Below are 16,611 nucleotides of genomic sequence, written 5' to 3' on the forward strand. Positions count from 1 at the left end.
GGAACAGCCGCGCTGCGGCCGCGCTCGCGCCCGCAGCGCCCCCGGAACGGGGATTCGGCCGCCCGGGCGGGACGTGGCACGATGCCTGCATGTCCTCCCCGCTGACCGATCTCTGCCGTCATCCGATCGTGCAGGCTCCCATGGCCGGCGGCGCTTCCTGCCCGCAGCTGGTCGCGGCCGTCTCGGAGACCGGTGGGCTCGGATTCCTCGCCGCCGGGTACAAGACGGCGGACGGGATGTACCAGGAGGTCAAACAGGTGCGCGGGCTCACCGCCCGCCCCTTCGGCGTCAATCTCTTCATGCCGCAGCCCGGCACCGCCGACCCCGCCGCCGTCGGTGTCTACCGGGATCAGCTGGCCGGTGAGTCCGGGTGGTACGAGACGCCGCTGGGTGATGCCGCCTTGGGACGCGACGACGGCTACGACGCGAAGCTCGCCATCCTGCTCGACGATCCGGTCCCCGTCGTCTCGTTCACCTTCGGCTGTCCCGAGCGCAGCGTGCTCGAGTCCTTCACCAAGGCGGGCACCTTCACGATCGTGACCGTCACCACGCCCGAGGAAGCACAGTCCGCGCAGTGGGCCGGTGCCGACGCCGTGTGTGTGCAGGGCATCGAGGCGGGCGGGCACCAGGGAACACACCGGGACGACCCCGCGACCGACGGAGCAGGTCTGGGGCTGCTCGCGCTGCTCCAACTGGTCAGGGAAACCGTGCAGTTGCCCGTGATCGCGGCCGGGGGTCTGATGCGGGGCAGCCAGATCGCCGCCGTCCTGGCGGCGGGAGCGAGCGCCGCGCAGCTCGGCACCGCGTTCCTGGTGTGCCCGGAGTCGGCGGCACACGTGCTGCACAAGCGGGCGCTGACCGATCCGCTGTTCGCGCGGACCGAACTCACCCGCGCCTTCTCCGGGCGGCCCGCGCGGGGACTGGTCAACCGATTCATGCGGGAGCACGGGCCGTACGCTCCCGCCGCATATCCCGAGGTGCATCACATGACGAGTCCGCTGCGCAAGGCTGCGGCCAAGGCGGGCGACGCCCAGGGCATGGCGCTCTGGGCCGGGCAGGGGCACCGGCTGGTCCGCGAGATGCCCGCCGCCCAGCTGGTGGGGGTGCTGGCGGCGGAAACCGACTCGGCGCGGGCCGCGTTCGCGCTCGGCGGCGGTGTGTGATGACCGCACCCGTTTTCCTCGTCGAGTCGCTCGTCGGCGTCGCTCCCGGCGGGGCCGTCACCCTGGACGGCCCCGAGGGCCGGCACGCCGTGTCCGTACGCAGGCTCCAGCAGGGTGAGGAGATCGTCCTCACCGACGGCCGGGGCCGCGGGGCCGCAGGCGCCGTCGTGTCGACGGAAGGCAAGGACCGTCTTGTCGTCGAGGTGCGCGAATGCCGTGAGGAGCCGGAGCCCTCCCCCCGCATCACGGTCGTACAGGCGCTCCCGAAGGGCGACCGCGGTGAACTCGCCGTCGAGACCATGACCGAGACCGGTGTCGACGCGGTCGTCCCGTGGTCCGCGGCGCGCTGCATCACACAGTGGAAGGGCGAACGCGGGGTCAAGTCGCTGGCCAAGTGGCGGGCGACGGCCCGTGAGGCGGGCAAGCAGTCGCGCCGGCTCCGCTTCCCCGAGGTCGCGGAGACGTCGACGACCAAGCAGGTGGCGGCACTTCTGGCGGCGGCCGACTTCACGGCAGTGCTCCACGAGGAGGGCGCACAGCCGCTGGCGACGGCCGAGTTGCCGACCGCGGGGTCCATCGTGCTGGTCGTCGGACCGGAGGGCGGTGTGTCGCCGGAGGAACTGGCCGTGTTCGCCGAGGCGGGCGCCAAGCCGTACCGGCTGGGCCGCAGCGTGCTGCGTACCTCCACGGCCGGTACGGCGGCGACGGCACTGCTGCTGGGGCGCACCGGCCGCTGGTCCTGAATGCGGAGCCCGGGGCGCGGTTCACCTCCGGGGCGCTTTGCGCGTGTGCCGACGGTCGATCGTGCTCGACTGCTCGTTCCTCGCGGCCTCCGCGCTCCCCTGCCTTCGGCAGGAGGCGCCCCCACTCCCTTTCGCTGTACCGTCAGCGGGCTTTGGCCGGGTGCCCCTTCGGCTCACCCGCCGCGCCGCCCAGTGGTGTGAACTGGCGTCAACCCGTCTTCTCCCACGGGGGAGCCGGTGGCACTCTGCCACCATGACGGCGTCAAGACGCACACCGGTTCTGCTCACCGCCTGCGCGGTGGCGGTTCTCGGCGTCACCGCATGCGAGCCGGCGGCCGGCGGGCTCAATTCCGCCGCGGTCGCCATCACCACGGACCGGACCGCGACCAGCACTCTGGAGCGGCTCACGTTCGACGTGGCCTGGTTCAGCTGCACCGGGAAGGCCGACGCGTCGCCCGTGCCCGCGGCCTCCGGCACCCCCGCCCCGCCCCGAAGCGTCACCGTGGACTGCCGCGGAGAGACCGGATCCGGCCAGGTCATCACCCTCACCGGCAAGGTGACTGAGGAGCGCGCCGGCACGTGCGTCCGAGGTGACATGACCGCCAGGGTCGACAAGAAGGTCGTCTTCCGGGCGACCATGCTCGGCACCTGCGACACCGCCGCCCCGGGCAGCGCCACGCCCCGGACGGGACAGCCCCGGCCGACCGTCACCGTGACCGTCACGGAGACGGTGACCGCCGTTCCGGCCAAGTGATCCAAAACCCTCCCGCAGCTGCTCCCACCTGCCTAGGGTGACGGTGTGACGCACCCTGCCTACCTCAGGTATCCGCATCTGCACGGCGAGTTGATCGCCTTCACCGCCGAGGACGACGTCTGGGTCGCGCCGCTCGACGGCGGCCGGGCTTGGCGCGTGAGCGCCGACAACATGCCCGTGAACCATCCCAGGATCTCGCCCGACGGCACGCACATCGCCTGGTCGTCGTACCGCGACGGCGCCCCCGAGGTCCACCTCGCGCCCGTCGACGGCGGCCCCTCGGACCGGCTCACCCACTGGGGCAGCAACAGAACCTCGGTACGGGGCTGGACCCCGGACGGCCGGGTGCTGGCGCTCACCACCCACGGTCAGGCGTCGCTGCGCCGCACCTGGGCACACGCGGTGCCGCTCGACGGCGGCCCCTCCGAGATCCTCCCGTACGGACCGGTCGGCGGCGTCGCGTACGGCGGCCCGCACACGCTGCTGCTGTCGGCCACCATGGGCCGCGAGGCCGCCGCCTGGAAGCGCTACCGCGGCGGCACGGCGGGCAAGTTGTGGATCGACCGGGGCGACGACGGGGAATTCGTCCGTCTCCACGAGGACGTCGACGGGAACATCGAGTACCCGCTGTGGGTGGGCGGCCGCGTCGCGTTCCTCTCCGACCACGAGGGCATCGGCGCCCTGTACTCCTCCCTGCCCGACGGCTCGGACCTGCGCCGCCACACCGGCGCCGAGGGCTTCTACGCACGCCACGCCGCCACCGACGGCACCCGCGTCGCCTACGCCAGTGCGGGCGAACTGTGGATCGTCGACGACCTGGACGGCGCCGAGCCGCGCCGCCTCGACATCCGGCTCGGCGGGCAGCGCACCGACCTGCAGCCCCGGCCCGTGGACGCCGACCACTACTTCGGCGCGGCTGCCCCCGATCACACCGGCCGGGGCAGCGCCGTGGAGATCCGGGGCGGCATCCACTGGGTCACCCACCGCGAAGGGCCGGCGCGTTCGCTCGCCGTCGAATCGGGCGTACGAGCCAGGCTGCCGCGCACCTTCCGTGTCGACGGCGAACACCACGTCGTGTGGGTGACCGACGCAGAGGGCGACGACGCCCTGGAGTTCGCACCCGCCACCGGTACCGCGGCCGGCGCCACCCCGCGCCGGCTGGCCGCGGGCCGGCTCGGTCGAATCCTGAGCCTGGCCGTCGCCCCCGACGGCAGCCGGGCCGCCGTCGCCTCGCACGACGGCCGGGTGCTGCTCGTCGAACGCGAGACGGGCGAAGTGCGCGAGGTCGACCGCAGCGAGGACGGTGACGCCGACGGGCTCGTCTTCTCGCCCGACTCGGCCTGGCTCGCATGGTCGCACCCCGGCCCCAATCCGCTGCGGCAGATCAAGATCGCCAACACCGGTGATCTGACCGTCTCCGAGGCCACGCCGCTGCGGTTCGCCGACTTCCAGCCCGCCTTCACCCTCGACGGCAAGCACCTCGCGTTCCTGTCCGAGCGGGCCTTCGACCCCGTCTACGACGCGCACGTCTTCGACCTGGCCTTCGTCGGCGGCTGCCGGCCGCATCTGATCACGCTGGCCGCGACCACGCCCTCGCCGTTCGGGCCGCAGCGGCACGGCCGGGCCTTCGACGCCGACAAGGACGGCTCCTCGGAGCAGGAGGAGGGCGCGGCACCCGTCACCCGTATCGACCTCGACGGGCTCGCGGACCGCATAGTGCCGTTCCCCGTCGAGGCCGCCAGCTATTCGGGTCTGCGTGCCGCCAAGGACGGCCTGCTGTGGCTGCGCCACCCGCTGCGCGGCGTCCTCGGCGCGGGCCGCGCCACGCCCGAGGACCCGGGGCCCAAAACCACCCTGGAGCGGTACGACCTCGGGCAGCAGCGGGTCGAGGAACTCTCCTCGGACGCCTCCTACTTCCGCGTCACCGGGGACGGCAAGCGGATCCTGCTGTGCACCGGCGGCAAACTCAAGGTGGTCCCAAGCGACGTCTCGCACGACGACAACGACAACGACGGCGGCGCGAGCGTCACCGTCGACCTGTCCCGGGTGCGCGCCGGCGTCGAACCGGCCGCCGAGTGGCGGCAGATGTATGCCGAGGCCGGCCGGCTGATGCGCGACCACTTCTGGCGTCCGGACCTGGGCGGCGTCGACTGGGACGGAGTCCTCGAGCGCTACCGGCCCGTCCTCGACCGGGTCGCCACCCATGACGACCTGGTGGACCTGCTGTGGGAGGTCCAGGGCGAGCTGGGGACCTCGCACGCGTACGTCATGCCGTACGGCGGCCACGGCGACGCCTCCACCCGGCAGGGGCTGCTGGGCGCCGACATCTCCCGTACCGACGACGGCGCTTGGCGTATCGATCGCATCCTGCCGTCCGAGACCTCCGACCCGAACGCGCATTCGCCGCTCGCCGCACCCGGTGTCGCCCTGCGCGCCGGCGACACGCTCCTCGCCGTGGACGGGCGGCCCGTCGACCCGGTCAGGGGCCCGGGGCCGATGCTCGTCGGTGCGGCCGGCAAACCCGTCGAACTGACCGTGTCCCCGGTGGGCGGTGGCGATCCGCGGTACGCGGTCGTCGTCCCCCTCGCCGACGAGGAACCGCTGCGCTACCACGCGTGGGTCGCCGACCGCCGCGCCTACGTCCACGAGCAGTCCGGCGGCCGCCTCGGCTATCTGCACGTGCCCGACATGCAGGCTCCCGGCTGGGCCCAGATCCACCGCGACCTGCGGGTCGAGGTGGCTCGGGAAGGGCTGGTCGTGGACGTACGGGAGAACCGCGGCGGCCACACGTCGCAGCTCGTCATCGAGAAACTGGCCAGGCGGATCGTCGGCTGGGACCTGCCGCGAGGCATGCGGCCGTACAGCTACCCCCTCGACGCGCCGCGCGGCCCGGTCGTCGCCGTCGCCAACGAGTTCTCCGGCTCCGACGGCGACATCGTCAACGCGGCCATCAAGGCGCTCGGTATCGGACCCGTCGTCGGCACACGCACGTGGGGCGGCGTCGTGGGCATCGACAGCCGCTATTCGCTTGTCGACGGGACGCTGGTCACCCAGCCGAAGTACGCGTTCTGGCTGGAGGGTTACGGCTGGGACGTGGAGAACCGGGGCGTCGATCCGGACGTCGAGGTCGTCACCGCGCCCCAGGACCACGCCGCGGGTCGTGACCCGCAGCTGGACGAGGCGATCCGTATGGCGCTGGAGTCCCTGGCCCGGACGCCGGCGAAGCAACCGCCGACGCTTCCCTAGCGGGCGTTTCCGGAAGCGGCCCGGCCCACCAGGGCCGGGCTCCGCGCCCGGAAGGGGCACGCCGCCGATACGATGCGCGTGGAAGTCGTCGGAGCGCGAGGAGGACCCGGGAATGGCCGGAGAACCGCAGGCGGACTGCCTGTTCTGCAAGATCGTCGCCGGGGAGGTGCCCGCCACCGTCGTGCGTGAGACGGAGACCACCGTCGCCTTCCGCGACATCAATCCCCAGGCTCCCAGTCACGTCCTCGTCATCCCCAAGGCGCACTACGCGGACGCGGCCGACCTCGCCGCAGGCGCCCCGCAGCTCGCCGCCGACGTGCTGAGGGAGGCCGGGCAGATCGCCGCCGACGAGAAGGTGGTCGAGAGCGGGTACCGCGTCGTCTTCAACACGGGAGCCGGCGCGGGGCAGACGGTGTTCCACGCGCACGCGCACGTGCTCGGAGGCCGCGGCCTCCAATGGCCCCCGGGATAGCCCGCCTTGTCCGTACGGGAACTCGTGGTGCTGGGCACCGCCAGCCAGGTACCGACCCGGCACCGCAATCACAACGGCTATCTGCTCCGCTGGGACGGCGAGGGGCTGCTCTTCGACCCCGGCGAGGGTACGCAGCGCCAGATGCTCCGCGCCGGCGTGTCCGCGCACGACATCAACCGGATCTGCGTCACCCACTTCCACGGTGATCATTCGCTCGGTGTCGCCGGGGTGATCCAGCGGATCAACCTCGACCAGGTCCCGCATCCGGTCTCCGCGCACTATCCGAAGAGCGGGCAGCGCTTCTTCGACCGGCTGCGGTACGCGACGGCGTACCGCGAGACGGTGAAACTGGTCGAGGCCCCGGTGCCGGCCGCCGCCGACGGCGTCGTCGCGCGGACCGGCGCGTACACCCTGTATGCGCACAGGCTCTCGCATCCTGTCGAGTCGTTCGGCTACCGCCTCGTCGAGCCGGACGGCCGGCGGATGCTGCCCAAGGAGCTGGCGGCGCACGGCATCAAGGGTCCGGACGTGGGGCGGATCCAGCGGGAGGGCACGCTCGGCGGGGTGTCCCTGGACGACGTGAGCGAGGTCCGCAGGGGTCAGCGTTTCGCCTTCGTGATGGACACCCGGCTCTGCGAGGGCGTCCATGTGCTCGCGGAGGGCTGCGACATGCTGGTCATCGAGTCGACGTTCCTCGACGAGGACGGCCGACTGGCGTCGGAACACGGACATCTGACGGCGGGCCAGGCGGGCGGCGTGGCCCGGGACGCGGGCGTACGCCACCTCGTCCTCACGCACTTCTCCCAGCGCTACACCGACGCCGCCACGGACTTCGAGCGGCAGGCCAGGGCTGCGGGATTCGACGGCGAGCTGACCGTCGCCAGGGACCTGTGGCGCATCCCCGTGCCCAAACGGTCCTGAGGCCGCCGCGGCCTAGGATGTGATCATGCCCCTCCCCAAAGCCGAACTGCACCTTCATATCGAAGGCACCCTCGAGCCCGAGCTCGCCTTCGCGCTCGCCGCGCGCAACGGTGTCACGCTGCCCTTCGCGGACACCGAAGAGCTGCGCCGGGCCTATCTGTTCAAGGATCTCCAGTCGTTCCTCGACCTGTACTACGGGCTGATGGCGGTGCTGCGCACGGAGGACGACTTCGCGGATCTGGCCGACGCGTACCTGGAGCGGGCCGCCGCGCAGGGCGTACGGCATGCGGAGATCTTCTTCGACCCGCAGGCGCACACCGCCAGGGGCGTGTCGATGGGCACGGTCGTGGAGGGGCTCGGCCGCGCGCTCGACCGGGCAGAGGAGCGGCACGGCGTCTCCACCCGGCTGATCATGTGCTTCCTGCGCGACGAGTCCGCACAGTCGGCGCTCGCGACGCTGGAGGCGGCGAAGCCGTATCTGAACCGGATCACCGGCGTGGGGCTCGACTCCGCGGAGGTGGGCCATCCGCCCTCCAAGTTCCGCGCGGTGTTCGAGGCGGCGGCCGCGCTCGGCCTGCGCAGGGTGGCGCACGCGGGCGAGGAGGGGCCGCCCGCCTACATCGTGGAGGCGCTCGAGGTCCTCGGCGTCGAGCGCGTCGACCACGGGCTGCGCTGCATGGAGGACGCGGGCCTGGTCGCGCGGCTGGTACGTGAGCGGATCCCGCTCACGCTGTGCCCGCTGTCCAACGTAAGGCTGCGCGCGGTCGACGTGCTGGAGGACCATCCCCTGGCGCGGATGATGGACGCCGGGCTGATGTGCACGGTCAACTCGGACGACCCGGCGTACTTCGGCGGCTATGTGGGGGACACGTTCCACGCGGTGCACGAGGCGCTGGGGCTGGGGGACGAGCAACTGCGCGAGCTGGCCCGGAACTCGATCCTGGCGTCGTTCCTGGACGACGACGAGGAGCGGCGGGCGCGCCTGCTGGCCGAGGTGGAGGCGTACGAGTTCGAGCACGCCGGCTAGGCCCGGACAGGACCTGGCGCCGTCCGCCCGGACAGGGCCGGCAAGGGGGTCAGGACGGGACGCGGTCCGGACCGGCCCCCTGCCGGCCGGTCCGGACCCGCTCGCGGGGGGCTCAGCGGGCGGCCGGGCCCGTCCAGCCGGCCGGGACGTGGGCGATGCGGACCCGCTGGGGGTGGTCTCCGACGGAGACGGTGGCGACCTTCCTGCCGGTGGCGAAGTCGATCGCGGTGACGGCGTCGGAGCCGCTCTCGGAGATGACGCAGGCCTTGCCGTCGCCGCTGACCGTCGCCCAGTAGGGCTTGGAGGCGGTCACCAGCGGCCCCTCCCGCAGGGTCGCGCGGTCGACGACGGTGGCGTAGTCGTCCATGGTTCCGGCGATGCAGAGCTTGTCGCCCGCGGGGCTCATGGACATGCCGTGGTGGCGGGAGTCGTTGACCCAGGTGGTGCGGTCCTCGCTGGTCGCGGGGTTCTTCGGGAGCGTCTTGGCCCTGGTGATCTTGTCCGTCGCCACGTCGTACTCGAGGAAGCCGTTGAAGAACGACACCTGGAAGTAGAGCTTCGACTCGTCCGGGCCGAAGGCGACGGGCCGGACCGAGTCGGAGAGGTCCTCGCGGCCGAAGGCGTCGAGCCGTTCGCGCATGTCGATGACCTTGACCTGCTCGAAGGTCCGCGCGTCGACGACGGTGATACGGCGGTCGCCCTTGGTCCAGTCGAGCCAGGGGGCGTCGAGCGCGGTGTTGACCTCACCGATCGACATGTTCCACAGATACCTGCCGCCGTCGGTGAAGACGTTCTCGTGCGGCTTGTCCCCGGTCGTGAACGACCCCACCTGCTCGCCGGTCTCGATGTCGAGGACATGCACGGTGTTGGAGGTCGAGGCGGAGACGGCGACGCGCTTGCCGTCGGGGGAGACGGCCATGTGGTCGGAGCGGAAGCCGGAGACGGGGAAGCGCCAGTTGATCTTTCCGGTGGCGAGGTCGATGGAGACGACGTCGGCGAAGCTGGGCCGGGAGACCACCATGGCGGAGCCGTCGGGCGTGGAGTACATGTCGTCGACGAACTGGTCGTGGCCTTCTCCCGGGCCCTGGCGGATGCCGAGGAAGAACGCCAGTTTGACGGGGTTGAGGTAGATCTCGGTGAGCCGCTGCTCCTTGTCGGGTATGACGTTGACCCGCCCGATCTTCGCGAAGTCGCCCCGGGCCTCGATGACATCGGCGGTGCCGTCCCAGTTGTTGCCGACGAACATCACCTCCCGCAGGCCGTCTGCGGCCCGGGCGTCGGCGTCCTGTGCCGCGGACGCCGGGGCCGCGGGGGGCGCCGCGGTTGCTGTCACCGAACCGGTCGCGGCGAGGGCCACGGCGGCGACGACCGCACCCAGGGCCCGCCTGGTGCTGGACAGAGACATCGTCGTTCCTTCCACAAGGGCGTCCCGACAAGGGCGCAGTCTGAAAACGGGTCCGTTCAGATTGGGCTACTGGAAAGTAACGAGGAGGAGCGGGCTTCACAAGACTCCGGACGCGTGAAAATGAGTCAGCGATCGACGAGGGAGGCACCAGTGGGCGGCAGGCTCAGACAGCCGACGGGCCGTTACGGGGGCCGGTCGGCCGGGGAGCGGCAGGCCGAGCGGCGCCGGCGGTTCCTCGACGCCGGTCTGCGTCTCTTCGGTGACACCCCGGGCTACCGCGCGACGACCGTCGCGGCGCTGTGCGACGCGGCCGGGCTCTCCACCCGGCAGTTCTACGAGGAGTTCCGGACGCTCGAGGACGTGCTGGCCGCGCTGCATCTCCAGGTCAACGACTGGGCCGAGGAGGCGGCGCTCGCCGCGCTCGCGGAGGCGGCCGACCTGCCGGTGGCGGAGCGGGCGACGGCGGTCTTTCGCGCGTACGCGGGCAACGTGACGGGTGATCCGCGGCGCATCAGGATCACGTTCATCGAGATCATCGGCGTCAGCCCGCAGATGGAGCGTCAGCGGCTCACCCGGCGCGCCCGCTGGGTGAACTTCATATGTGCGCAGGCCGAGGACGCCGTGGCGCGGGGAGAGGCGGAGCCGCGCGACTACCGCGTCGCGGCGGCGGCGTTCATCGGCAGCGTCAACGGACTGCTCCACGACTGGACGGTCGGGTGGGTGGACGCGACGCTCGACGAGCTCGTGGACGAGCTGGTCCGGATGCTGCTGGGCATCCTCCGACCGGTCACGCCGTAGGGCCTCTCGAGCCGCCGCGGCAGGGCAGGCGTTCAGCTCTTCGGGTGCCGCGTTCAGCCCCTTGGACGGCCCGCTCCGTCACCAGCGGGGCACGGCGGGGGTGACCCACCCCGGTTCGGCGACGCGCATCGCCGCCGCGTCGTCGCGTTCGCGCATCGTGCCGTCGTCGTCCAGCCACCGCCGGTGCAGCCGGGCCAGCCTGTCGCGGTCCAGGTCGACACCGAGGCCGGGCCGGTCGCTCACCGTCAGTCGTCCGTCCCGGAAGGAGAGCCGCTCGGTGATCACGTCCTCCGTCTGCCACGGGTAGTGGCTGTCGCAGGCGTGGTCCAGGTTCGGGACGACGGCCGCGACGTGCGTCATCGCGGCGAGGCTGATGCCCAGATGCGTGTTGGAGTGCATGGAGAGCCCCACGCCGAAGGTCCGGCACACCGCCGCCAGTTCCCGGGTCGCCAGCAGTCCGCCCCAGTAGTGGTGGTCGGACAGGACGACCTGCACCGCCCCGCGCGAGAAGGCCTCCGGGATCTCCGCGAACGTGGTCACGCACATGTTCGTCGCGAGCGGTACGTCCGCACCCGCCGCCACCTCCGCCATACGGGCCGTCCCGCTCGCCGGGTCCTCCAGATACTGCAGTACGCCCGCCAGCTCCTCTGCGACCTTCAGCGACGTCGCCACCGACCAGGCGCCGTTGGGGTCGAGCCGCAGATGGTTCCCGGGAAACTCGTCGGCCAGCGCCCGGATCGCCGCGATCTCCTGCTCCGGCTCGAAGACGCCGCCCTTGAGCTTGAACGAGGTGAAGCCGTACTCGTCGGCGAAGCGCCTCGCCTGCGCGACGATGCCGGGCGGGTCGATCGCGGCGCCCCAGTCGTCCGGCTCGCCGGCGCCCCCGGGGTGCCGGGCCCAGCGGTAGAAGAGGTACGCGCTGTACTCGACGGTGTCGCGGAGCTTGCCGCCGAGCAGCGCGTGCACGGGGAGCCCGAGGGACTTGCCCAGTGCGTCGAGGCAGGCCACCTCGAAGGCGGAGACCACGGAGAGCCGCAGCTTGTCCGCGGTCTGCACGCCGCGCAGCCCGCCGGCGTCGACGGCACCGGCGCCCGTCGCCGCCGGCGAGTCACCGCACACGCGCTGCGCCAGCCGGTGCAGCGCGTTGACGTCGGAGACCGGGCGGCCGGGCAGTGCGTCGGCAAGGGGAGCCGCCAGATCGAGGTACTTGGTGTCCCCGTAGGTCTCGCCGACGCCGGTCACGCCGTCGGCGGTGACGATCTCGACGATCAGCCGCGGGGTGTAGGGCTGGTGCACTCCCTGGGTGTTCAGCAGCGGCGGGTCGGCGACCAGGATCGGGGTGAGCCGTACCTCGGAGATGGTCAGGTCCTGGCCCATGTGTCTCCCCACAGGAATCATGTACATGTATGAGAACAGAGATTAGGTAGGCGAACATCCACGCGTCAATGGTGTGGGAACTCCCTCCGCCCGCCCGGCGGTGTGCCCTTCGGGTCTCCGGGCGGGGCGCATGTGCTTCGGGCCGGGTGTCGGTGCCGTCGGGCAGACTGGCTTGAACTGCATCACGTACGGGAGCGCGCACGGTGACCACTCGCAGCGGAGAACAACTGCGGCACTCGACCTACCTCGACCCCCTCGCGGCCCTGCGGACGCCGGAGGACCCCGTCTGCGACGTCTACCTCACCGGCAGCGTCTTTCTCGACATCATCTTCACCGGCCTCGACTCCGCGCCCGTGCGCGGCACCGAGTCGTGGGCGCGCGGCATGGGATCCAGCCCCGGCGGCGTCGCCAACATGGCCACCGCCCTCGCCCGGCTCGGCCTGCACACCTCCCTCGCCGCCGCCTTCGGGGACGACCACTACGGCGAGTACTGCTGGGACGCCCTCGAACAGGGCGAGGGCATCGATCTGACCCTGTCCCGTACGGTCCCGGGCTGGCACTCCCCGGTCACCGTCTCCATGGCGTACGAGGGCGAGCGGACGATGGTGACGCACGGCCACGAAGCCCCGCCGCACGAGTCCGCTCCCGCCTGCCCGCCGCCCGCCCGCGCCGCGGTGGCGTCCCTCGTGCCAGGGACCCGCGCCGAGTGGATCGCCCAGGCCGCCCGCAAGAGCACGCGGATCTTCGCGGACGTCGGGTGGGACGACTCCGGCCGCTGGGACCCGGACGACCTGGCCGACCTGGAGCACTGCGAGGCGTTCCTGCCCAACGCGGCGGAGGCCATGCGCTACACCCGCACCGACTGCCCGCGGGCCGCCGCCCACGCCTTGGCGGACCGGGTCCCGCTCGCCGTCGTCACTCTGGGTGCGGAGGGCGCCTACGCCGTGGACGGCGCCACCGGCGAGAGCGCGGAGGTGCCCGCCATCTGTGTGGAGGCCCTGGATCCGACAGGCGCGGGGGACGTCTTCGTGGCCGGATTCGTCACCGGCACGCTGGCGGGGTGGCCGCTCGCCGACCGCCTGGCGTTCGCCGGGCTGACCGCCGCCCTGTCCGTGCAGGAGTTCGGCGGGTCGCTGTCCGCGCCGGGCTGGTCGGAGGTCGCCGCGTGGTGGCAGTCCGTCCAGTCCGCACCGGACCAGGACCCGGCCGCGCTGCGCCGCTACGGGTTCCTGGAGGGCTTGCTGCCCGCGCCGGCCAGGCCGTGGCCCCTGCGCCGGGCGGTGCCGACCATCGGTTTCGGCCGCTCGGTCTGAGGCGCCGGGACCCGCCGAGCGCCGGGGTCGGCGGAACGGCGCGGGCGCTGAGAAAAGCCTTCGGTCCTGTCAGTGGCACGTCGTACCCTGGGTGTTCCAGAGGTTGTCGAGCAGCGAGAACCCTGCAACGGGAGGTATGTGCAGGCCACAGAGCCGGCCCATGACTCAGACACCCATTGACCAGACACCGGCGCCGGACCAGGCACGAGCCCACTTCACCGTCCCCGCCAAGCATCCGATGGTGACGGTTCTCGGCTCGGGTGACGCCTTGCTGCGCGTGATCGAGAAGGCCTTCCCGGCGGCCGACATCCATGTCCGGGGCAATCAGGTCAGCGCGGTCGGCGATGCGCGGGAAGTCGCTCTGATCCAGCGCCTGTTCGACGAGATGATGCTCGTGCTCCGCACCGGGCAGCCGATGACGGAGGACGCAGTGGAACGCTCGATCGCCATGCTCAGGGCGGCCGAGGAAGGCTCTGGCGAGGCCGTGCCGGAAACCCCGGCAGAGGTCCTCACCCAGAACATCCTCTCCAGCCGCGGCCGCACCATCCGCCCCAAGACGCTCAACCAGAAGCGTTACGTCGACGCGATCGACAAGCACACGATCGTTTTCGGCATCGGCCCCGCCGGTACCGGCAAGACGTACCTCGCCATGGCGAAGGCGGTGCAGGCGCTCCAGTCCAAGCAGGTCAACCGCATCATCCTGACCCGCCCCGCCGTCGAGGCGGGTGAGCGCCTCGGCTTCCTGCCCGGCACGCTCTACGAGAAGATCGACCCGTATCTCCGGCCGCTGTACGACGCGCTGCACGACATGCTCGACCCCGATTCAATCCCGCGCCTGATGGCCGCGGGCACGATCGAGGTCGCGCCCCTCGCGTACATGCGAGGACGCACGCTCAACGACGCGTTCATCATCCTCGACGAGGCGCAGAACACGAGCCCCGAGCAGATGAAGATGTTCCTCACCCGGCTCGGCTTCGACTCGAAGATCGTGATCACCGGCGACGTCACCCAGGTCGACCTGCCCGGCGGCACGAAGAGTGGCCTGCGCCAGGTCCAGGACATCCTGGACGGCGTCCCGGACGTGCACTTCTCACGGCTCACGTCGCAGGATGTCGTCCGGCACAGGCTGGTCGGCCGTATCGTCGACGCGTACGAGAAGTACGACGGCCAAAACGGGAAGTAGCAAACGCGCACCATGTCGATCGACGTCAACAACGAGTCCGGAACCGAGGTCGACGAGCAGGCGATCCTCGACATCGCCCGCTACGCGCTCGCGCGGATGCGTATCCACCCGCTCTCCGAGCTCTCGGTGATCGTCGTGGACGCCGAAGCCATGGAGCAGTTGCACATCCAGTGGATGGACCTGCCCGGTCCGACCGATGTCATGTCCTTCCCGATGGACGAGCTCCGTCCTCCGGTGAAGGACGACGAGGAGCCCCCGCAGGGGCTCCTCGGTGACATCGTGCTCTGTCCCGAGGTGGCGAAGAAGCAGGGCGACGAGGCACCGACGCAGCACTCCATGGACGAGGAGCTCCAGCTCCTCACCGTCCACGGAGTGTTGCACCTGCTCGGGTACGACCACGAGGAGCCCGACGAGAAGGCCGAGATGTTCGGTCTGCAGGCCGCGATCGTCGACGGCTGGCGGACGGAGAAGGGCCTGACCGGTCCCTCGCCGGCGCCGACCGTCTCATGAGCGGCCAACTGATCGCGGGCGCCGTCGCGCTGGTCGTCGTCGCCTGGCTGGCAGCCTGCGCGGAGGCCGGCATCGCACGCGTGTCCAGCTTCCGCGCGGCCGAGGCCATACGGGCGGGGCGGCGCGGCGCCGACAAGCTCGAACAGGTTGCCGCCGACCCGACCCGCTATCTCAACGTCGCCCTGCTGGTGCGGGTCGCATGCGAGATGGCGGCCGGGGTGCTCGTCACCTACGGGTGCCTCGAGGAGTTCGACGAGACCTGGTCGGCGCTGCTCGTCGCCATCGCCGTGATGGTGCTGGTCAGTTACGTCGCCGTCGGCGTCTCCCCGCGCACCATCGGCCGCCAGCACCCCCTCAACACGGCCACCGCCTCCGCGTACGTGCTGCTGCCGCTGGCCCGCGTCATGGGCCCGATCCCGCAGCTGCTGATTCTCATCGGCAACGCGCTGACCCCCGGAAAGGGCTTCCGCAAGGGGCCGTTCGCGTCGGAGGCCGAGCTGCGCGCGATGGTCGACCTCGCCGAACAGGAGTCGCTGATCGAGGACGAGGAACGCCGTATGGTGCACTCCGTCTTCGAGCTCGGCGACACCCTCGTCCGCGAGGTGATGGTGCCGCGCACCGACCTCGTCTCCATCGAGCGCTACAAGACCGTCCGCCAGGCGCTGACGCTGGCGCTGCGCTCCGGCTTCTCCCGCATCCCCGTCACCGGGGAGAACGAGGACGACATCGTCGGCGTCGTGTACCTCAAGGACCTGGTCCGCAAGACCCACATCAACCGCGACGCAGAGGCCGACCTCGTCTCCACGGCGATGCGGCCCGCGGTGTTCGTGCCCGACACGAAGAACGCGGGCGACCTGCTGCGCGAGATGCAGCAGAAGCGCAACCACGTCGCCGTCGTCATCGACGAGTACGGCGGCACGGCCGGCATCGTCACGATCGAGGACATCCTGGAGGAGATCGTCGGTGAGATCACTGACGAGTACGACAGGGAACTGCCGCCGGTCGAGGAGCTGGGCGACGGCCGCTTCCGCGTCACCGCCCGCCTCGACATCGGCGACCTCGGCGACCTGTACGGCGTCGACGAACTCGACGACGAGGACGTGGAGACGGTCGGCGGCCTGCTGGCCAAGGCGCTGGGCCGCGTCCCGATCGCGGGCGCCGAAGCGGTCGTGGACCTGCCGGACGGCCGCGCGCTCCGACTGACCGCGGAGTCCCCCGCCGGCCGCCGCAACAAGATCGTCACGGTGCTGTCGGAACCGGTGAAGCAGGTGACGGAGGAGGAGCCGGCGGGATGAGCGGCACGAGCGGCACGCGAGCCATGACGGCGCGGGAACTGAGAGCCTTCTGCCTCGACTTCAACGAGGCGGTCGAGGAGTTCCCGTTCGGCCCCGAGACGTCGGTCTTCAAGGTTCTGGGCAAGATGTTCGCCCTCAGCGCGCTGGACGCCGCACCGCTGACGGTCAACCTCAAGTGCGATCCCGACCTCGCCGTGCAGCTCCGGGCGGAGCACGCGGCGGTCGTGCCCGGCTGGCACATGAACAAGCGGCACTGGAACACGGTGACGGTGGCCGAGCTCCCGGCGCGGCTGGTGCGGGAGTTGGTGGAGGACTCGTACGACCTGGTGGTGGCCGGCCTGCCGCGGGCGGACCGGCTGCGCCTGGACCGGCCGTGACGCGCGCTTCGGGGACGGAGCCCCGGT

General features: G+C 71.4%; 15 protein-coding genes. 13 read left to right on the top strand and 2 right to left on the bottom strand.

All coding sequences use genetic code 11. The features are described 5' to 3' along the window. Window positions 1-89: 89 nt before the first annotated feature. From ABZ070_RS04385 to ABZ070_RS04415, 7 genes are all read left to right on the top strand, one after another. Window positions 90-1,163 (top strand): nitronate monooxygenase, encoded by a 1,074-nt coding sequence (locus ABZ070_RS04385; protein ID WP_356629779.1) that lies wholly within the window; start codon window positions 90-92, stop codon window positions 1,161-1,163. Continuing rightward, on the top strand, window positions 1,163-1,906 hold the full coding sequence (locus ABZ070_RS04390) for a 16S rRNA (uracil(1498)-N(3))-methyltransferase (RefSeq protein ID WP_356629781.1): 744 nt from the start codon (window positions 1,163-1,165) through the stop codon (window positions 1,904-1,906). The genes ABZ070_RS04385 and ABZ070_RS04390 overlap by 1 nt, the downstream gene beginning before the upstream one ends. A 253-nt stretch (window positions 1,907-2,159) precedes the next feature. Beyond that, window positions 2,160-2,660, top strand: coding sequence for a hypothetical protein (locus ABZ070_RS04395; protein ID WP_356629783.1), 501 nt, complete (start codon window positions 2,160-2,162; stop codon window positions 2,658-2,660). A gap of 45 nt (window positions 2,661-2,705) precedes the next feature. After that, window positions 2,706-5,906: a S41 family peptidase gene (locus tag ABZ070_RS04400; RefSeq protein ID WP_356629785.1), complete on the top strand. Its 3,201-nt coding sequence runs from the start codon at window positions 2,706-2,708 to the stop codon at window positions 5,904-5,906. A gap of 112 nt (window positions 5,907-6,018) precedes the next feature. Then, window positions 6,019-6,378: a histidine triad nucleotide-binding protein gene (locus tag ABZ070_RS04405; RefSeq protein ID WP_356629787.1), complete on the top strand. Its 360-nt coding sequence runs from the start codon at window positions 6,019-6,021 to the stop codon at window positions 6,376-6,378. 6 nt (window positions 6,379-6,384) lie between these two features. Then, window positions 6,385-7,299 carry a ribonuclease Z gene (locus ABZ070_RS04410; protein ID WP_356629789.1) on the top strand — a complete coding sequence of 305 codons (915 nt, stop codon included), beginning with the start codon at window positions 6,385-6,387 and terminating at the stop codon, window positions 7,297-7,299. Between the two features lie 25 nt (window positions 7,300-7,324). Next, window positions 7,325-8,326, top strand: coding sequence for an adenosine deaminase (locus ABZ070_RS04415; RefSeq protein WP_356629791.1), 1,002 nt, complete (start codon window positions 7,325-7,327; stop codon window positions 8,324-8,326). Between the two features lie 112 nt (window positions 8,327-8,438). Here the strand turns inward: ABZ070_RS04415 and ABZ070_RS04420 are convergent, their stop codons facing one another. Beyond that, window positions 8,439-9,731, bottom strand: a complete 1,293-nt coding sequence (locus ABZ070_RS04420; protein WP_356629793.1) for a PQQ-binding-like beta-propeller repeat protein — start codon at window positions 9,729-9,731, stop codon at window positions 8,439-8,441. 150 nt (window positions 9,732-9,881) lie between these two features. On the opposite strand from ABZ070_RS04420, the gene ABZ070_RS04425 reads away from it, so the two are divergent. Next, on the top strand, window positions 9,882-10,529 hold the full coding sequence (locus tag ABZ070_RS04425; RefSeq protein WP_356629795.1) for a TetR/AcrR family transcriptional regulator: 648 nt from the start codon (window positions 9,882-9,884) through the stop codon (window positions 10,527-10,529). A gap of 78 nt (window positions 10,530-10,607) precedes the next feature. Here ABZ070_RS04425 and ABZ070_RS04430 read toward each other — a convergent pair whose 3' ends face one another. After that, complete coding sequence (locus ABZ070_RS04430; RefSeq protein WP_356629797.1) at window positions 10,608-11,906, bottom strand: glucarate dehydratase family protein; 1,299 nt, start codon at window positions 11,904-11,906, stop codon at window positions 10,608-10,610. Window positions 11,907-12,109: 203 nt separating this feature from the next. Between ABZ070_RS04430 and ABZ070_RS04435 the strand changes: the two genes are divergently transcribed. The 5 genes from ABZ070_RS04435 to ABZ070_RS04455 all read left to right on the top strand — a co-directional run bounded on the left by ABZ070_RS04435 (window position 12,110) and on the right by ABZ070_RS04455 (window position 16,584). Beyond that, entirely contained in the window at window positions 12,110-13,219 is a 1,110-nt protein-coding gene (locus ABZ070_RS04435) for a PfkB family carbohydrate kinase (protein WP_356629799.1), read from the top strand. Between the two features lie 160 nt (window positions 13,220-13,379). Next, entirely contained in the window at window positions 13,380-14,402 is a 1,023-nt protein-coding gene (locus ABZ070_RS04440) for a PhoH family protein (RefSeq protein ID WP_356629801.1), read from the top strand. Window positions 14,403-14,414: 12 nt separating this feature from the next. Beyond that, entirely contained in the window at window positions 14,415-14,912 is a 498-nt protein-coding gene (ybeY, locus tag ABZ070_RS04445) for an rRNA maturation RNase YbeY (protein WP_356629803.1), read from the top strand. Continuing rightward, window positions 14,909-16,207, top strand: coding sequence for a hemolysin family protein (locus tag ABZ070_RS04450; RefSeq protein ID WP_356629805.1), 1,299 nt, complete (start codon window positions 14,909-14,911; stop codon window positions 16,205-16,207). Before ybeY ends, ABZ070_RS04450 begins: the two co-directional genes overlap by 4 nt. 23 nt (window positions 16,208-16,230) lie before the next feature. After that, a complete protein-coding gene (locus tag ABZ070_RS04455) occupies window positions 16,231-16,584 on the top strand; it encodes an MmcQ/YjbR family DNA-binding protein (RefSeq protein WP_356629859.1) in 354 nt (117 codons plus the stop codon). Window positions 16,585-16,611: the final 27 nt, after the last annotated feature.

Source organism: Streptomyces sp. NPDC006283, from assembly GCF_040613325.1.
In the GTDB taxonomy this organism is placed as follows: domain Bacteria; phylum Actinomycetota; class Actinomycetes; order Streptomycetales; family Streptomycetaceae; genus Streptomyces.

What these genes read in the sequence shown, in the direction of transcription:
- ABZ070_RS04405 (WP_356629787.1), top strand. Translation starts at nt 6,019, where the DNA reads ATGGCCGGAGAACCGCAGGCGGACTGCCTGTTCTGCAAGATCGTCGCC.
- ABZ070_RS04450 (WP_356629805.1), top strand. Translation starts at nt 14,909, where the DNA reads ATGAGCGGCCAACTGATCGCGGGCGCCGTCGCGCTGGTCGTCGTCGCC.
- ABZ070_RS04440 (WP_356629801.1), top strand. Translation starts at nt 13,380, where the DNA reads ATGACTCAGACACCCATTGACCAGACACCGGCGCCGGACCAGGCACGA.
- ABZ070_RS04415 (WP_356629791.1), top strand. Translation starts at nt 7,325, where the DNA reads ATGCCCCTCCCCAAAGCCGAACTGCACCTTCATATCGAAGGCACCCTC.
- ABZ070_RS04420 (WP_356629793.1), bottom strand. Translation starts at nt 9,731, where the DNA reads ATGTCTCTGTCCAGCACCAGGCGGGCCCTGGGTGCGGTCGTCGCCGCC.
- ybeY (WP_356629803.1), top strand. Translation starts at nt 14,415, where the DNA reads ATGTCGATCGACGTCAACAACGAGTCCGGAACCGAGGTCGACGAGCAG.
- ABZ070_RS04455 (WP_356629859.1), top strand. Translation starts at nt 16,231, where the DNA reads ATGACGGCGCGGGAACTGAGAGCCTTCTGCCTCGACTTCAACGAGGCG.
- ABZ070_RS04390 (WP_356629781.1), top strand. Translation starts at nt 1,163, where the DNA reads ATGACCGCACCCGTTTTCCTCGTCGAGTCGCTCGTCGGCGTCGCTCCC.
- ABZ070_RS04385 (WP_356629779.1), top strand. Translation starts at nt 90, where the DNA reads ATGTCCTCCCCGCTGACCGATCTCTGCCGTCATCCGATCGTGCAGGCT.
- ABZ070_RS04430 (WP_356629797.1), bottom strand. Translation starts at nt 11,906, where the DNA reads ATGGGCCAGGACCTGACCATCTCCGAGGTACGGCTCACCCCGATCCTG.
- ABZ070_RS04395 (WP_356629783.1), top strand. Translation starts at nt 2,160, where the DNA reads ATGACGGCGTCAAGACGCACACCGGTTCTGCTCACCGCCTGCGCGGTG.